We start from the raw sequence: 14494 nt of genomic DNA, 5'->3' as shown, positions 1-14494 counted from the left end.
CGAATGAAAGTATATGGAAACAAGTATGAAAAAAAGGCCAGTGATTGGAATTACAGGAAATGAACGGCCCTTCCCAGATGATCCAGACGCGAACATGAGTTATGCGGCGACTGGTTTTGTCGAAGCGGTCAAAGAGGCGGGAGGAATTCCCTTGATCTTGCCAATTGGAGATGCGGACATGGCCAAACACTACATGTCGATGATTGATAAGCTCATCATTACTGGTGGTCAAAATGTCTTGCCCAAGTTTTATGGAGAAGAAATCACCATTGATAGCGATGACTACCTCTTAAAACGTGATCTTTTTGAGTTGGCCTTGATTGAAGAAGCGCGTGCGGCTAAAAAAGCCATCTTTACAGTCTGTCGTGGGACCCAACTCTACAATGTTGCATTGGGTGGGACTTTGCATCAGGATATTGAGGATCATTGGCAGGACAATCCAGGTCAATACACTAGCCAAGAGCTGGTGACTAAGGATCAGACGATCTTGCAAGAAATCTATGGCAAGACCAGTCGCATCAATTCCTTCCACCATCAAAGTATCAAAGACTTGGCAGATGGATTAGAAGTGATCGCGCGGGATCCCAAAGATGACGTCATAGAGGCGGTTCAATCCACAGATGAGAGTCGTTTTCTCGGTGTTCAGTGGCACCCGGAACTGCGTTTTGACAAGAGTCCAGCAGACCACAAGCTTTTTGAATATGTTGTGAATGACTTATAATGAAGACCGGCTCCCTGAGGAATCCTTCCTAAGGGGGCTTTTTCTTTAATCTGCGTAAGAAAGACTGTAAATTGTGCCTAGGTTTTGGGGGAGGATTCGCTACAATAGAGCTAGTAGAATGAGGAGGATTAGGACATGTATCAATTTCCAAAGGATTTTTTATGGGGGAGTTCGACCTCGGGTCCTCAGACAGAAGGGCGTCTAGATCAGGATGGCAAAGGGGACAATCTCTGGGATTACTGGTATAGGATCGAACCCAATCGCTTTTATCAAGGGCAAGGACCGGAGAAAACATCCACTTTTTATGAACACTGGGAAGACGACCTGGATCTCTTGTTAGAAACCGGTCACACAGCTTTTCGGACCTCTATTCAGTGGTCCCGCATTTTCCCTGATGGTCGAGGCGAGATCAATCAAGCGGGTGTCGATTTCTATCGCTGTGTCTTTGAAAAGATTAAGGAAAAAGGAATTCACCTCTTGGTCAACCTCTATCATTTTGATTTGCCGATGGCTCTTCAAGAGCAGGGCGATGGTTGGGAAAACAAGGAAACCGCCTATGCTTATCAAGAATATGCGCGTTTTTGTTTCAAGACCTACGGGGATCTGGTCGACCAGTGGATCACCTTTAATGAACCCATTGTCCCTGTGGAGTTTGGTTATTTTTATGATGCCCATTTTCCTCATAAGGTAGACGCAGCAGCAGCAGTAAAAGTAGCCTACCACACCCAGTTAGCCAGCAGTCTAGCGGTCAAGGCCTGTCACGAGGTGGATCCCAATTCCCGTATCGGGATTGTACTCAATCTGACACCAGCCTACCCTCGGAGCCAGCATCCAGAAGATGTTAAAGCCGCTCGCATTGCCGAGCTCTTTCAAGCCAAATCTTTCTTAGACCCGTCTGTTCTCGGCCACTATCCTCAAGAATTAGTGGAGATCTTGCGGGGGCGTGATCTATTGCCAGATTATGATCCCGTTGAGTTGCGCTTGATCGAGGAAAATACCGTCGATTACCTCGGGGTTAACTATTACCAACCACTCCGTGTGGCAGCTCCTCGTTATGCTCCAAATCCAGCATCTCCCCTACTCTTTGAGCAATTTTATGAACCTTATGTCATGCCAGGTCGCAAGATCAATCCCCACCGTGGTTGGGAAATCTATGAGCAAGGCCTGTATGACATTGCCCAAAATATCAAGGAAAACTATGGCAATATCGAGTGGATCCTGACAGAAAATGGGATGGGAGTTGAAGGGGAGGAAAAATTCCGTGAGGATGGCGTGATCCAAGACGACTACCGGATTGACTTTGTCAAAGACCATCTTCGTGAGCTCCATCGTTCGATTCAAGATGGTGCCAACTGTAAAGGATATTTGATTTGGACCTTTATTGACTGCTGGTCTTGGCTCAATGCTTACAAGAATCGCTATGGCCTTGTTGAACTAGACCTGACTACTCAAGAAAGACGCCTGAAAAAATCGGGCCATTGGTTCCGTGAGTTGAGCCAGCAGAATGGATTTGAAGAGTAGAAAAAGCAACCTATCAACCAAGATATTGATAGGTTTTTCTTAACTCTCCCTTAACTAGACCAATTTTCTTATATTTCCTAGTTGACAAACTGGAAGAAGCATTGTATACTGACTCCGCTGGTTACTTTTTTGGTAAATTAGACTAGACCAATTTTAAAGTAACTGAGAAATTGACCATAGGTCGTTTGACTAAGTAAAGGGGAAAGTATAGCAAGGCTATATCGTAAAGACTATGTGCGGAATCGTTGGTGTTGTAGGAAATACAAATGCTACGGATATTTTGATCCAAGGACTTGAAAAACTCGAATACCGAGGCTATGACTCTGCGGGTGTTTTTCTTGCCAGTGAAGGCAAGAGCCAATTGGTGAAGGCAGTCGGCCGTATTGCAGAATTGTCAGCTAAGGCAGAAGGTGTCGAAGGGGAAGCTGGAATTGGACATACCCGTTGGGCCACTCATGGAAAACCAACTGAAGACAATGCCCACCCACACCGTTCTGAAACAGGTCGTTTTGTTTTGGTACACAATGGTGTCATTGAAAACTACCTTGAAATCAAGGAAGAATACCTAGCCGGACACCATTTCAAGGGGCAAACAGATACAGAAATTGCAGTCCACTTGATCGGTAAATTTGCTGAAGAAGAAGGCTTGTCTACGCTTGAAGCCTTCAAGAAAGCCCTCCACATCATCCGTGGAGCCTATGCCTTTGCTTTGATGGATGCAGAAGATCCAAGTACCATCTATGTGGCAAAAAACAAATCACCACTCTTGATCGGTCTTGGGGATGGCTACAATATGGTCTGCTCGGATGCCATGGCCATGATTCGTGAGACCAACCAATATATGGAAATCCATGACAAAGAGTTGGTGATTGTCAAAGCAGACAGCGTTGAAGTCCAAGACTATGATGGAAATGTCAAAGAACGGTCTAGCTACACGGCTGAGCTTGACTTGTCAGATATCGGTAAGGGAACGTATCCTTACTACATGCTCAAGGAAATCGACGAGCAACCAACTGTAATGCGTAAACTCATCCAAGCCTACACAGATGAATCTGGTCAAGTAGTGGTAGACCCAGCTATCATCAAAGCGGTTCAAGAAGCAGACCGCATCTATATCCTTGCGGCTGGTACCTCTTACCATGCTGGATTTGCTTCTAAGAAAATGCTAGAAGAATTGACAGATACCCCAGTAGAACTCGGTATTTCCTCTGAGTGGGGCTACGGCATGCCACTTCTCAGCAAAAAACCGCTCTTTATCTTTATCAGTCAATCTGGTGAAACAGCTGATAGTCGCCAGGTATTGGTCAAAGCAAATGAAATGGGCATTCCAAGCTTGACAGTAACCAATGTGCCCGGTTCAACTCTTTCACGTGAAGCAGACATGACCATGTTGCTCCATGCGGGTCCTGAAATTGCGGTCGCTTCCACCAAGGCTTATACGGCTCAAATCGCAGCCCTTGCCTTTCTTGCAAAAGCTGTTGGGGAAGCCAATGGCAATGAAAAGGCCAAAGCCTTTGATTTGGTACACGAATTGTCTATCGTTGCCCAATCGATCGAATCAACCCTTTCAGAAAAAGAAGTGATCGATGAAAAAGTCCGCGGCTTGTTGGAAACAACCCGCAATGCTTTCTATATCGGACGTGGCCAAGATTACTATGTTGCCATGGAAGCCAGTCTGAAACTAAAAGAAATTTCTTACATCCAATGTGAAGGCTTCGCAGCAGGTGAGTTGAAACACGGTACCATTGCTTTGATCGAAGACGGTACACCGGTTATCGCTCTCTTGTCTGATCCAGTCCTAGCCAGCCACACACGTGGAAACATCCAAGAAGTGGCAGCACGTGGGGCTCATGTCTTAACCATTGCAGAAGAAAATGTCGCGAAAGAGACAGATGATTTAGTCTTGACGGCGGTTCACCCTTATCTCTCTCCAATCTCAATGGTGGTGCCAACCCAATTGATTGCTTACTTTGCAACCCTTCATCGTGGACTCGATGTCGACAAACCACGGAACCTTGCTAAGTCTGTAACGGTTGAATAAACTTGTCTATATAGAAAAAACATCCTCGTTAGGTTTTTCCTAACGAGGATGTTTGTTTTATTTATCAAAACCTTGCAAGGCTTTGAGGCGTTCTTCTGTTTGTCCCTTGGCATCTAGTTTTTTACCTTGGTAAACAGCAGATTCCCATGATCCGTACATTGGATTTGGGAAGATGATGAATTTTTCACCAAATTCTTTTTGCAATTCGTCCAATTTCTTGTCGCGATCAGCTTCAGAAGTCTTAGAGAAGTCTGCAAAGTCGACCAGGTTATCCCCAAAGAGCAAGACAAGATTGGTTTTTTCTTGTACAGTTTGGCGACGGCCTTCTTTTGATTTGACACCTTCTTCTAAGAACATAAGGTGGTCACGTCCTTGGACAGGAATACCTTCTTTTTCAAGATTCTTGATGGTGTCGTCTACTTGAGAGGTTGTACGGTCAGAAATGTAGTAGATTTGCACTCCGTTTTGATCAGCAAATTGGAGGAAATCTTTGGCACCCGGCACTGCTTTTGCAGCTGCTTTTTTCACCCAAACATCCCAATCTTTAGGGTTAAAGGCCGTACCATCTTTGACATTTTGAACTTGGTAAGGGCTGTTGTCTAAAACAGTTTCGTCCAAATCCAAGACGATGGAATAAGGCTTATCAGAAGGCGTTTGGAGGATCTCTTTCAACCGGTCTGTAGCGACATTGTAACCTTGTAAATACAAAGCCTTAGTTTCAGCTGCCTTTTGGTACCAGAGCACCGACATGGTATTTTCTTGTGAGCGCTGTTGATCATAGGTCATCGTCACCTGATTTTTAGTGCTACTTGCTTTTGTCTCTTGCGTTTTGTTGGTGTTGCTTCCACAACTCGTCAGTAAAATGACAGAAGCAAGAGCAGAAACGATGGTAAAGGTGGATTTTGTTGTTTTCATAAACCGTACACTCCTTAAAATTTTTCTATAAAAATTATACTCTTTTCAATCTTGCATGACAAGAAAGAGGAGAAGGGAATCCAGGGAATGGTGGAATGAATAGGAAGAAAGAAATCTTGATATGAAGGGCTTTTTCATCTCGATAGATGCCATTTTTCATCTTAAAAGAAGGTGTATAGTTTTATATTATAACCGGATCAAGAAAAGATCAAAGAGGTCTTTTTTTCTAAAATGAAAAAATAGAGAAAGATACTCGCAAGTCCCTATTTTCAAGGGCTTGCGTTTTTTTGATGATTTTCTCAATAAAGAAATTTTAAGGCCTTGATAGGGAAAATATATTAGTCAGCTACTTTTCGAGGTGATATCATGGTTACACATTCCAGAAGGGAAGCAGTCAATCTTTCTTTTGGAGAAAAGATGAGGAGGATGTACAGTATGAGTAAAAAAGAATTGGTTCTTCGTGCCATTCGAGGCGAAGCAGTAGAGCGAATCCCTGTAGGATTTTGGCTCCATTATGTGACCCAAGAAGAAAAAGAATTGGGGCTAGACAATCCGGCTGTACTAGAAAAAAGTATTAAGGGACACCAACACTATGTTGAAGAAATATCCCCTGACTTTGTCAAGATTATGAGCGATGGCTTCTTCCGCTATCCGAGTGCTCTTTATTCGAGAGAGATCACATCGATCCAAGAATTAAAGGACATTCAACCGATTGGAGAGCATCATCCTTGGATTGAAAAACAGATTGAAGTGGTCAAGGAGATTCGTTCCCATTTCCATGAAGAGATTGCTTCTTTCTACAATATCTTCTCGCCCATTTCTTATTTGAAACGCTGGTTCCGTACGGACAAATCCCGTGGAGACCAAGTGATTGCAGACTTTATCAAGGAAGATCCAGAAACATTGGCCCATGTCCTTGATGTCATCGCAGGAGACATCGCCATTCTTAGTCGCCGCTTGATCCAAGAAGCAGGAGTGGAAGGCATTTACTTCTCAACCCAGCAGATCCAAGATGAGCGCGTGACAGAGGAAGAATACCGCAAGATCATTGAGCCAAGCAACATTGCCGTTTTAGAAGCAGCCAATAAAGCTGGAGGAATCAATATCCTTCATATCTGTGGCTTTGAAGGAGCCAGCAATGAAGTGGACCTCTTCAAGGATTATCCAGCTCAAGTCATTAACTGGGCGACCCATCATGAAGGCCTGAGCCTAGCAGCAGGTCGCAAGCTCTTTGGGGATCGTGCTGTCCTAGGTGGCTTTGTCAATGGCAAGAAAGGCTTGCTCTATCAAGGGGAACGAGCAGCTATCGAGCAAGAAACCCGTCGCTTGGTCGCAGAAGCGGGAAGTCGTGGTTTGATCCTTGGGGCGGATTGTACCGTACCAGACGATTTCCAATTGGAGCGCTTAGACTGGGTGCGTCAGGCGGCCGTCTTGTAAGAAGAAAGGAGAGGGAGATGAGAAAGATTCATGTGTGGTGTATCGTGATGACGGTCTTATTTTTAGTCCTAGGACTCGCAAAAGCGACTGCAGCAAGTAGTCAGGGAGAAAATAAAAAAGATCCAGATATGGCAAGGCTAGAGAAAATTCCAGCCCACAGCCTCTCCCTCATCCGCCCGTCTGATATGGCAGGCATTCTCCTATTAGATGGTCAGTGATAAAAAAAGATGAAGAGCTTGATAAAAAATATATATTAGTCAAAGAATGAATGACGTGTTAAGATAACAAGCAAGAAAAAAGAGAACGAGGTAAGAAGATGTCTACAAAAAGAGAATTAGTCTTAAAAGCATTCAAAGGAGAAAAAGTTGACCGTGTGCCAGTTGGATTTTGGCACCATTTTACAACAGAAGAAGAATGGCTGAAAGGATTTTCTAATCCGGAAATTATTGAAAAAAACCTGAAGGGTCATCAAAACTTCCTTCACAAGGTCCAACCAGACTTTGTTAAACTTATGAGCGATGGTTACTTTGCTTATCCAAATCCAGCCATTCACAAAGGCCTTGAAAACATCTCTGACTTAGCAGGGATTGAACCCCTCGGAGCCGATCATCCATGGATCACAGAGCAGGTAGAGCTTGTAAAAAAAATTCGTGCCGGTTTTGAAGAGGACATTGTAGCCATCTACAATATCTTTGCTCCAGTAACTTACTTTAAATGGTTGGTCGGAGAAGTTTCGGGAGGAGATGACTTGATCGCAAACTTCATCGATCAAGATGCTGCAACCCTTAAAAAAGTATTGGATACCATTGGTCAAGATATTGCAAGTTTGAGTCAACGCATCATTAAAGAAGCAGGAGCAGACGGGATCTACCTCAGTGTTCAAAGTATCCAAGATGTGAGCGTGAGCCAAGAAGTTTATAAAAATAGTATTGCACCGAGTGAACTCCATGTCTTAGAAGCAGCCAATGAAGCAGGTGGGGTAAATATTCTTCATATCTGTGGCTACGAAGGAGCTCGCAATGATATCCATCTCTTCACAGACTACCCAGCTCAAGTGCTTAACTGGGCAGTTGGACCAGAAGGAATCAGCCTAGCAGAAGGACGCGAAATCTTCGGTGGACGTACGGTTCTTGGTGGCTTTGAAAATGGCAAAAATGGTCTTCTCTATACAGGAGACAAGGATGCGATTCAAGCAGAAACCAAACGCATCATCGCAGAAACTGGAACCACAGGCTTGGTCATCGGTGCGGATTGTACTATTCCAAGTGACATTGATGAAGAACGAATCGAATGGGTTCGTGAAGCTGCAGCAGAATAAGAAAAAATAGAATCAGGGAGAACAGAGTATGAGTAAAAAAACATGGATTATCGGTGGGGTGGCCGTTCTTGCCATTGCAGGTGCAACCATTCTTGGACGGAGCTTGAACCATGCAAACGACAGCAAAGGCTCAACAGGATCGGACAAGGTGACAACCTTGAAAGTAGCCCACACGCAAAACTATGTACCGTACGATTTTGTCGATGAAAAAGGAGAATCAGATGGCTATGAAGTAGCTGTTTTGAAAGCCATTGACGAGAAATTACCAGACTACAAGTTTGAGTACACTGGAACAAGTGACGATGACCTTTTGATCGGTCTAGAATCTGGTAAGTATGATATCGGAACCAAAGGAGCTTGGTATACCGAAGAACGCGCCAAGAAATTTATCATTCCAAAAGAACCAATCGGAGCAAGTATCATCGGATTTACCGTACGAAAAGAAGATGCGGATAAATATAAGAACATTGATGACTTTGCCAAAGAAAAAGGAAAATTGGTTCCAATTTCACCACAAAATGCGCAATGGAATGTTATTAAAGAATACAATGAAAAGCATAAGGACCAACAAATTGAATTAACAGCTGCCGAATCGTTCAAAGTTGCAGATGCTTATGCTTGGGTACTTGAAGGTCGTTACGATGCCTTCTTTGATATCAAACTTTCCTTTGAAAAAGCTGTTACAGATAAAGATGGTTCTTACCACCAATATGCAGACAAACTTAGCTGGTTTGCTTACAAAGGAATCCCAACTTACCCATTGATTCATAAGGATAAGAAAAACGAAAAATTTGCGGAAGCTTACAGCAAGGCCATCAAAGAATTGGAAAAAGATGGCACGCTTGCGAAATTGTCGAAAAAATATTTCGGTGAAGATGTCTTCAGTTATGTAGATAAAGAGAAATAAGATGGAACTGGGTGCGTATAGCCCCAGCTTCCTTATTTCTATCTGGATAGAGAAAGGAAAAGAAAGATGGTCTCATACGACATTTCCAAGGTCTGGTCATTTCTCCCAACCTTGACCCAAGCCCTGCCAGCGACCCTAGCTTTGATGGTTTTAACGACGCTTCTTGGTTCGGCTTTTGGCTTGGTTTTGACTTGGGCACAGGTATCAGAAGATAGGGTGGGAGCAGGTCTAGCAAAAGGCTATGTCTTTACCTTGCGCTGTACCCCTCCGATTGTCTTGCTCTTTTTAGTCTTTTATGGACTGCCCCAGTTTTTGAACTGGTGGTTGGGCATTGATATTGATCATTGGTCCAAATTTGTCTTTGTCCTTGTGGCTATGTTTCTTCTCTTTGCAGCGATGATCTCTGAGGTCTTCAAAGCAGCCTATTTGGCCATTCCCAAAGGCCAGATGGAGGCAGGCTTGAGTATTGGCTTGACGCCTGCTCAAACCATTTGGCGGATTGTCCTTCCCCAAGCCTTTCGCGTGGCTCTTCCAAATATGACGACGGCCATCTTAAATCTCATGCGCGACGCCGCTTTGGCCTATACTATTGGCTTTATCGATATCATGGGAGCAGGAAATAACTTGATCAGCCGCAATCTTGGGAATTATTCCCTCGAGACCTATACAGCCGTAGCAGTGATTTACTGGGGAATTGCCCTTGTAATCTCCCTCTCCGCTCAACTCCTTGAGAAACGACTCAGTGTAACAGAAAGGTAGCTTATGGATTTCAATTTTATTAGTAAAACATTTCTAGCCACCTTGGGTGGTGTTCCAGTAACCCTTCTGATCATGGTCGTATCGATCCTCTTGAGTTTTTTTCCAGCCCTCTTTTTGGCGCTCGGTCAGATCTACAAGGTCAAAGGGGTTCGCAGTTTTTCAGTGGTTTACTTAGCCTTTATTCGCGCGACTCCTCCGATTCTCTTGATTCTCTTCTTTTATAGTCTCTTCCCTAGCCTCTTGAATAGTTTTTTTAAGAGTATTGGCAGTCACTTTAATGTCTTTGAGATCAATCCCATTTACTATGCCTTTATCATCTTTAGTTTGATGACAACAGGGAGTCTGGCTGAAATTCTACGCTCAGCCATCCTGACCGTGGATAAGGGCCAGCTAGAAGCAGCGCAAGCCATCGGTTTGACCAATCGCCAAGCCTATATCCGCATTGTTTTTCCACAAGCCCTGCGTTCAGCCCTTCCAAATTTGTGTAACCTGGTCATCAACTTGGTCAAAGGAACCTCCCTTGTCTTTGTCATGACCATCAAGGATATCACCGCCATTGCCAAGGTCGAAGCCTCTTATGGTTATCAATATTTTGAATCCTATCTCGTGATTTTTATTCTTTATATTGTCATTTGTGGGGTGATTCAGTGGGGATTCAACCTCTTGGAAAAACGCCTGACACTCGCATAGAAGAAGGAGAAATGAAAAGATGTTAGAAGTAGAACACGTATCGAAAAAATTTAAGGACCATCAGGTCCTGGTAGATGTCAATCTCAAGGTTAACCAAGGGGATGTCGTCGTTATTTTGGGTCCATCTGGGTCAGGAAAAACGACCTTCCTTCGCTGCCTCAACCACTTGGAAAAGGCGGATACAGGTCACTTAAACCTAGGTGGAAAAGCATATGACCTCTCAAAACTCAGCAAAAAGGAAATTTTAGAAATTCGTCAAAAGACAGCCTTTGTTTTTCAGCATTACAATCTCTTTGCCAACAAAACAGCACTTGAAAATATCTTAGAAGGCTTGATTGTAGCTCGGAAGATTCCAAAAGAAGAAGCTCTTCAACGGGCAGAATCCGCTCTTGAAAAAGTTGGCCTCCTCGCTTATAAGGATTACTATCCGTCTCAACTATCAGGTGGTCAGCAACAACGGATCGGAATCGCACGTGCCATTGCAGTAAAACCAGATGTAATCTTGCTGGATGAGCCAACCTCAGCGCTGGATCCAGAGTTGGTTGGGGATGTACTGGCTGTCATGAAACAATTGGCCCAAGAAGGAGTGACTATGGTTGTCGTGACGCATGAGATGAGTTTTGCGCGTGATGTAGCCAACCACGTCATCTTTATGGATGGCGGGCATATCATCGAAGAAAACGAACCCCATGAATTCTTCAACAGTCCAAAAGAAGAACGGACCAAACAATTCCTATCACGGATTCTATCTGATGCTACCTACAGCGTCGAATACATGATTTAACAAGAGGCACACCTATGCAGGGTGTGTTTTTTGGATTCTGGAAAAAATTTAAAAAATTTGCTCATTTTTTAAAAATCATTACGAATAATATAAGTGAGAGGGAAATATGACTAATAAAAAACAACGATTTGTACTATTATTCTTACTGACTTTGTTTCTAGGAGGTTGCAGTCTTTTTACGGATAAAGCTGCTGAGAGAAGAGAAATGATTCAGATTGCAGAAAGCACGAAAATGGAGCGAGCGATAAAACACTTGTTAATCAGTATCGATCCTAAAGCTTTCACTTCAGAAGGAGTCATTCACTCCTATACCCTGATAAAAGGTAAATTGGAATACAACCCAATGGGAGGCATGAATGTCTATCTCGTTATCAATGGCGATAAAAAGTTAACGATCGATACGACTGTTCAAATGGAGGATTCAGTACAGTTCGAAGCAGGTAGTTACGGTATTTCAGCAAAATTAGATGATCTGTTAAGTAAAGCAGAAGAGACTGGAAAATAGACTCATTTAGGTAAATACCCTAATATAGGTAAATAGAAACATTTCTGGATCAAAACCAATATGTTACATTAATAGCTAGTGCTTGTAACGATTTGGCAATATTTTTTAACAAAAGTAACATTTCAGGTATGAATAGATTTTTGTATAATAAATTCTAAGAAACCTGAAGAAAGAATGGGAAGAAGATGAAAAAAAGTAAATTTATTGTGTTGATAATGGTAGTATTTAGCCTGAGCTTAGGGGGATGTAGCTTTTTAAATGGACAATCTGCCAAGAAACAAGAAATGATTCAAATCGCAGAGAGTAAGAAGATGAAGGTAGCGATTGAAAATATGTTGAAAAAATTAGACCCTAAAGCTCTTACTCCAGAAGGAAAAATAAAATCATATAAAATTTCTAAAGATGATTTAGATTATAATCCGATGGGAGGGCTAATGATCAAAATTATTATAAATGATAACGAAGATTTATTATTAAATACAACTATCCAAGAGGACTCGACGACTGGTGAGTATGAAGAAACATATCTTAGTAAAACGAAAGAGTTAAATGAACTTCTGAAGGGAAATTAAAATGGCTGAAAATATAGATTTCAATGATAAGCAACATGTTAAAGCAGCTTTGCTTGAATATGAAAAAGATATAAAAATTGGACGAGAATTTGATATCGGTTCCAAAAATAATGAGTATATTGGACAGATTTCTCATATTTATGATAGTGTTAATGGGAATGAAGAACAAGTTGTGGTAGTAACAAATAACGGTATGGGGGTTAATGAGGATCCAGTCCCCTATTCTGCCTCAGATGAAGATCGCGCCCAAATCCATGATGTGACAGTCCTGATGAAGGGGTCGGAAACAGAAACAAGTACACAAAAGTTGCTCCATGATACATTTACGGATTGGGTAAAAACAGATTTGCCAGCGGCTTCTAACATTCTTGGTCCCAATGGAGCGGCGAACTATGCGACAGATTATGCGAAAAGATTCACCAGAGATAAGATTAAGGAGAATTTGAAAAAAAGGGATGAAACTGCCGATTATAATATTTCGGAGCTGATTAGTTATCCTTTTAGTTTACTTGATAAAAATGTTGGAAATAATGTAAAAAGCTTTGTCAAGAGTATTAGGAGTAATCCAATAACAAATGCTTATCGTGAGGCGAAAGCAAATCTATATGGTATGGGAACGGACATTCTAATTGATAGTCAAGCAAAGTTTCCAGTATTTATTGGAGCTACCATTTTAAAAGAATACAACAAAGATAGAGGTACTTTCCCGCCTCCGCAGTTTAAAGATGCTGCAGCTCATTTGAAAGAGGTGATCCGAAAATACCCCAATGCCAAGATAGATCTATACGGTCACTCTCTGGGGTCTATGAATATTCAGTATGCGCTTGCCTGTTTGACGGAAGAGGAAGCTTCTCATATTGGGACCGTCCATCTATATAATGGCCCTAATGCCTATTCCATCTTAACACCCGAGCAAAAAGTGCGTATAGATTCGCTGAAGTACAAAATCTACAACCACATTGACCATAAAGATTTGGTTAGCTTGGGCTATCAGGATTCTGGAAGCAAGGAATCTAGTGGGATTGTCAAGCACCTCAAAACTAAGAATTTAAAAAATATTGGCCTGCAACACATGATGCATGGTTATATCTATGATAAGGATGGGAATTTGGTTCTTGAAAAGGGAACGGAAGCCATCACTCGGAAGGAAATCATTGAAGAGCGGATGAAGGTTTACTATCGCCTAAAGGATAAATTACAAAAAACAGGTGGTGGCCTGAGCTCAAGTGAACGGATCTATCTTGATGCCTTGCAGGCGCGCTTAGCTTCTGATGAGCTGATTCGAGTAGTGGATGAAGGGCTGGAGCAAGCTCAGAAATCTGAGACACAACTGGATACGGATTTAGAAGCTTTGGAGAAAGTCTTACAGACCGTTCCGAAAGGCTTCATTCTCAATCTTGCGGAAGTAGAAGAGGCCTATGCACAGGCTGGTGCGACAAGGCAAACCGTTGTCACTGAAGTAAGAGAAAGATTCGACAATCGTTTGGCTGCATATCAGTCCTTATCGAATGAATTCCATGCTTTAAACGAGCAAGTGAATGCAGGAATTGAGCTCTTAAAAGCAAAAGATCAAGAAATTGCAGGAGAAATGAATCAGTGGGAACAACTAGCTTATTAATGTCATCTACTCTTTCGAAAAAAGAAAAGAAACTAGATCACTTGGAAAGAGAGTTTCAAAAAGCGCGCTTGGAGCTAGATGAAAAGCGTTGCTTAGTAGAAAGAAAACAGCAGCTCTTCACCCAGATGTTGGAAGAAGAGTATGCGATGGCAGCTTCCTTTTTACAAGAGCAGGAGGTTGATGTCAGTTGTGCATGGGAGTCCCTTCATCGCTGTATAGAAGAGTATGATCTAGAAGCTAGAGATGCAGCACAAGTAGCCTTAAAACAGATCGAAATCGAGGAAGAAAATTTATGGCAATCCTACCGGAAAGATAAATGCCAACTGGAAGAAGAGATTGTACAAAATAAAGTTTCATAGTATAGAAGAGGAGGAAGTATGGGTGATAGTCCAGTCAAAGATTTCTTTGATTTAGATATGAAAGATAAGATGAGGATCATCGAAAACAGAAAGAAACTTGAAAAAGAATTAATCCGGGTTGTCTATGCCCCCATTTTATTGGCCTGCAAGGCAGGAGTCGAGAAACGCTTCAATGATGAATTGACTGCGATTGCAACAGTAGCTGAAGAAGACGTCCAGGTAGTCGGAAAGCAACTAGATCAATCCATGGTAGGGCAATTTGCTAAAAATGTACAGACGGCTATTCAAGAAAAAGCTGGGAAATTTAAATCTATCTAGCCAAGAACTTCTATAAAATGTGGAATCTG

16 protein-coding genes are annotated in these 14494 nt (G+C 42.4%); 15 read left to right on the top strand and 1 reads right to left on the bottom strand.

The window, feature by feature from the left end; genetic code table 11:
* Positions 1-25 precede the first annotated feature (25 nt).
* The 3 genes from ACVC7Q_RS05590 (at position 26) to glmS (ending at position 4283) form a co-directional block, all read left to right on the top strand.
* Positions 26-721: a gamma-glutamyl-gamma-aminobutyrate hydrolase family protein gene (locus ACVC7Q_RS05590; protein WP_447265143.1), complete on the top strand. Its 696-nt coding sequence runs from the start codon at positions 26-28 to the stop codon at positions 719-721.
* 135 nt (positions 722-856) lie between these two features.
* Positions 857-2242 carry a glycoside hydrolase family 1 protein gene (locus tag ACVC7Q_RS05585; RefSeq protein ID WP_447265142.1) on the top strand — a complete coding sequence of 462 codons (1386 nt, stop codon included), beginning with the start codon at positions 857-859 and terminating at the stop codon, positions 2240-2242.
* A gap of 232 nt (positions 2243-2474) precedes the next feature.
* Positions 2475-4283, top strand: coding sequence for a glutamine--fructose-6-phosphate transaminase (isomerizing) (gene glmS / locus ACVC7Q_RS05580; protein ID WP_447265141.1), 1809 nt, complete (start codon positions 2475-2477; stop codon positions 4281-4283).
* Between the two features lie 57 nt (positions 4284-4340).
* On the opposite strand, the gene ACVC7Q_RS05575 is transcribed toward glmS, so the two are convergent.
* Entirely contained in the window at positions 4341-5198 is an 858-nt protein-coding gene (locus ACVC7Q_RS05575) for a 5'-nucleotidase, lipoprotein e(P4) family (protein WP_447265140.1), read from the bottom strand.
* Between the two features lie 435 nt (positions 5199-5633).
* Here ACVC7Q_RS05575 and ACVC7Q_RS05570 point away from each other — a divergent pair, with 435 nt between their 5' ends.
* From ACVC7Q_RS05570 to ACVC7Q_RS05515, 12 genes are all read left to right on the top strand, one after another.
* A complete protein-coding gene (locus tag ACVC7Q_RS05570) occupies positions 5634-6635 on the top strand; it encodes a uroporphyrinogen decarboxylase family protein (protein ID WP_447265139.1) in 1002 nt (333 codons plus the stop codon).
* Between the two features lie 17 nt (positions 6636-6652).
* On the top strand, positions 6653-6853 hold the full coding sequence (locus tag ACVC7Q_RS05565; protein ID WP_447265138.1) for a hypothetical protein: 201 nt from the start codon (positions 6653-6655) through the stop codon (positions 6851-6853).
* Between the two features lie 98 nt (positions 6854-6951).
* Positions 6952-7953: a uroporphyrinogen decarboxylase family protein gene (locus ACVC7Q_RS05560; protein ID WP_447265137.1), complete on the top strand. Its 1002-nt coding sequence runs from the start codon at positions 6952-6954 to the stop codon at positions 7951-7953.
* A gap of 28 nt (positions 7954-7981) precedes the next feature.
* Positions 7982-8860 carry a transporter substrate-binding domain-containing protein gene (locus ACVC7Q_RS05555; RefSeq protein ID WP_447265136.1) on the top strand — a complete coding sequence of 293 codons (879 nt, stop codon included), beginning with the start codon at positions 7982-7984 and terminating at the stop codon, positions 8858-8860.
* A 66-nt stretch (positions 8861-8926) separates the two neighbouring features.
* Complete coding sequence (locus ACVC7Q_RS05550) at positions 8927-9619, top strand: amino acid ABC transporter permease (RefSeq protein WP_447265135.1); 693 nt, start codon at positions 8927-8929, stop codon at positions 9617-9619.
* A gap of 3 nt (positions 9620-9622) precedes the next feature.
* Positions 9623-10309 (top strand): amino acid ABC transporter permease, encoded by a 687-nt coding sequence (locus tag ACVC7Q_RS05545; RefSeq protein ID WP_003004305.1) that lies wholly within the window; start codon positions 9623-9625, stop codon positions 10307-10309.
* Between the two features lie 19 nt (positions 10310-10328).
* Positions 10329-11093 (top strand): amino acid ABC transporter ATP-binding protein, encoded by a 765-nt coding sequence (locus tag ACVC7Q_RS05540; RefSeq protein WP_447265134.1) that lies wholly within the window; start codon positions 10329-10331, stop codon positions 11091-11093.
* A 106-nt stretch (positions 11094-11199) separates the two neighbouring features.
* Entirely contained in the window at positions 11200-11598 is a 399-nt protein-coding gene (locus tag ACVC7Q_RS05535) for a DUF1310 family protein (RefSeq protein WP_447265133.1), read from the top strand.
* 185 nt (positions 11599-11783) lie between these two features.
* Positions 11784-12170: a DUF1310 family protein gene (locus ACVC7Q_RS05530; RefSeq protein ID WP_447265132.1), complete on the top strand. Its 387-nt coding sequence runs from the start codon at positions 11784-11786 to the stop codon at positions 12168-12170.
* A 1-nt stretch (position 12171) separates the two neighbouring features.
* Complete coding sequence (locus ACVC7Q_RS05525) at positions 12172-13788, top strand: hypothetical protein (protein WP_447265131.1); 1617 nt, start codon at positions 12172-12174, stop codon at positions 13786-13788.
* The gene (locus ACVC7Q_RS05520; protein WP_447265130.1) at positions 13767-14147 is read left to right on the top strand and encodes a type III secretion protein; all 381 of its coding nucleotides are present in this window, start codon (positions 13767-13769) and stop codon (positions 14145-14147) included. The genes ACVC7Q_RS05525 and ACVC7Q_RS05520 overlap by 22 nt, the downstream gene beginning before the upstream one ends.
* Positions 14148-14165: 18 nt before the next feature.
* Complete coding sequence (locus tag ACVC7Q_RS05515; protein WP_447265129.1) at positions 14166-14465, top strand: hypothetical protein; 300 nt, start codon at positions 14166-14168, stop codon at positions 14463-14465.
* Positions 14466-14494 lie beyond the last annotated feature (29 nt).

The organism is Streptococcus sp. W151 (genome assembly GCF_053010205.1).
The sequence above is the reverse complement of the archived record's forward strand: the minus strand, read 5'-3'. Positions and strand labels throughout refer to the sequence as shown.

Excerpts from the sequence above, each read along its gene's own strand:
- ACVC7Q_RS05550 (WP_447265135.1), top strand. The coding sequence starts at position 8,927 with ATGGTCTCATACGACATTTCCAAGGTCTGGTCATTTCTCCCAACCTTG.
- ACVC7Q_RS05570 (WP_447265139.1), top strand. The coding sequence starts at position 5,634 with ATGAGTAAAAAAGAATTGGTTCTTCGTGCCATTCGAGGCGAAGCAGTA.
- ACVC7Q_RS05525 (WP_447265131.1), top strand. The coding sequence starts at position 12,172 with ATGGCTGAAAATATAGATTTCAATGATAAGCAACATGTTAAAGCAGCT.
- ACVC7Q_RS05575 (WP_447265140.1), bottom strand. The coding sequence starts at position 5,198 with ATGAAAACAACAAAATCCACCTTTACCATCGTTTCTGCTCTTGCTTCT.
- ACVC7Q_RS05540 (WP_447265134.1), top strand. The coding sequence starts at position 10,329 with ATGTTAGAAGTAGAACACGTATCGAAAAAATTTAAGGACCATCAGGTC.
- ACVC7Q_RS05585 (WP_447265142.1), top strand. The coding sequence starts at position 857 with ATGTATCAATTTCCAAAGGATTTTTTATGGGGGAGTTCGACCTCGGGT.
- ACVC7Q_RS05555 (WP_447265136.1), top strand. The coding sequence starts at position 7,982 with ATGAGTAAAAAAACATGGATTATCGGTGGGGTGGCCGTTCTTGCCATT.
- ACVC7Q_RS05590 (WP_447265143.1), top strand. The coding sequence starts at position 26 with ATGAAAAAAAGGCCAGTGATTGGAATTACAGGAAATGAACGGCCCTTC.
- ACVC7Q_RS05545 (WP_003004305.1), top strand. The coding sequence starts at position 9,623 with ATGGATTTCAATTTTATTAGTAAAACATTTCTAGCCACCTTGGGTGGT.
- ACVC7Q_RS05530 (WP_447265132.1), top strand. The coding sequence starts at position 11,784 with ATGAAAAAAAGTAAATTTATTGTGTTGATAATGGTAGTATTTAGCCTG.
- glmS (WP_447265141.1), top strand. The coding sequence starts at position 2,475 with ATGTGCGGAATCGTTGGTGTTGTAGGAAATACAAATGCTACGGATATT.
- ACVC7Q_RS05515 (WP_447265129.1), top strand. The coding sequence starts at position 14,166 with ATGGGTGATAGTCCAGTCAAAGATTTCTTTGATTTAGATATGAAAGAT.
- ACVC7Q_RS05535 (WP_447265133.1), top strand. The coding sequence starts at position 11,200 with ATGACTAATAAAAAACAACGATTTGTACTATTATTCTTACTGACTTTG.
- ACVC7Q_RS05565 (WP_447265138.1), top strand. The coding sequence starts at position 6,653 with ATGAGAAAGATTCATGTGTGGTGTATCGTGATGACGGTCTTATTTTTA.
- ACVC7Q_RS05560 (WP_447265137.1), top strand. The coding sequence starts at position 6,952 with ATGTCTACAAAAAGAGAATTAGTCTTAAAAGCATTCAAAGGAGAAAAA.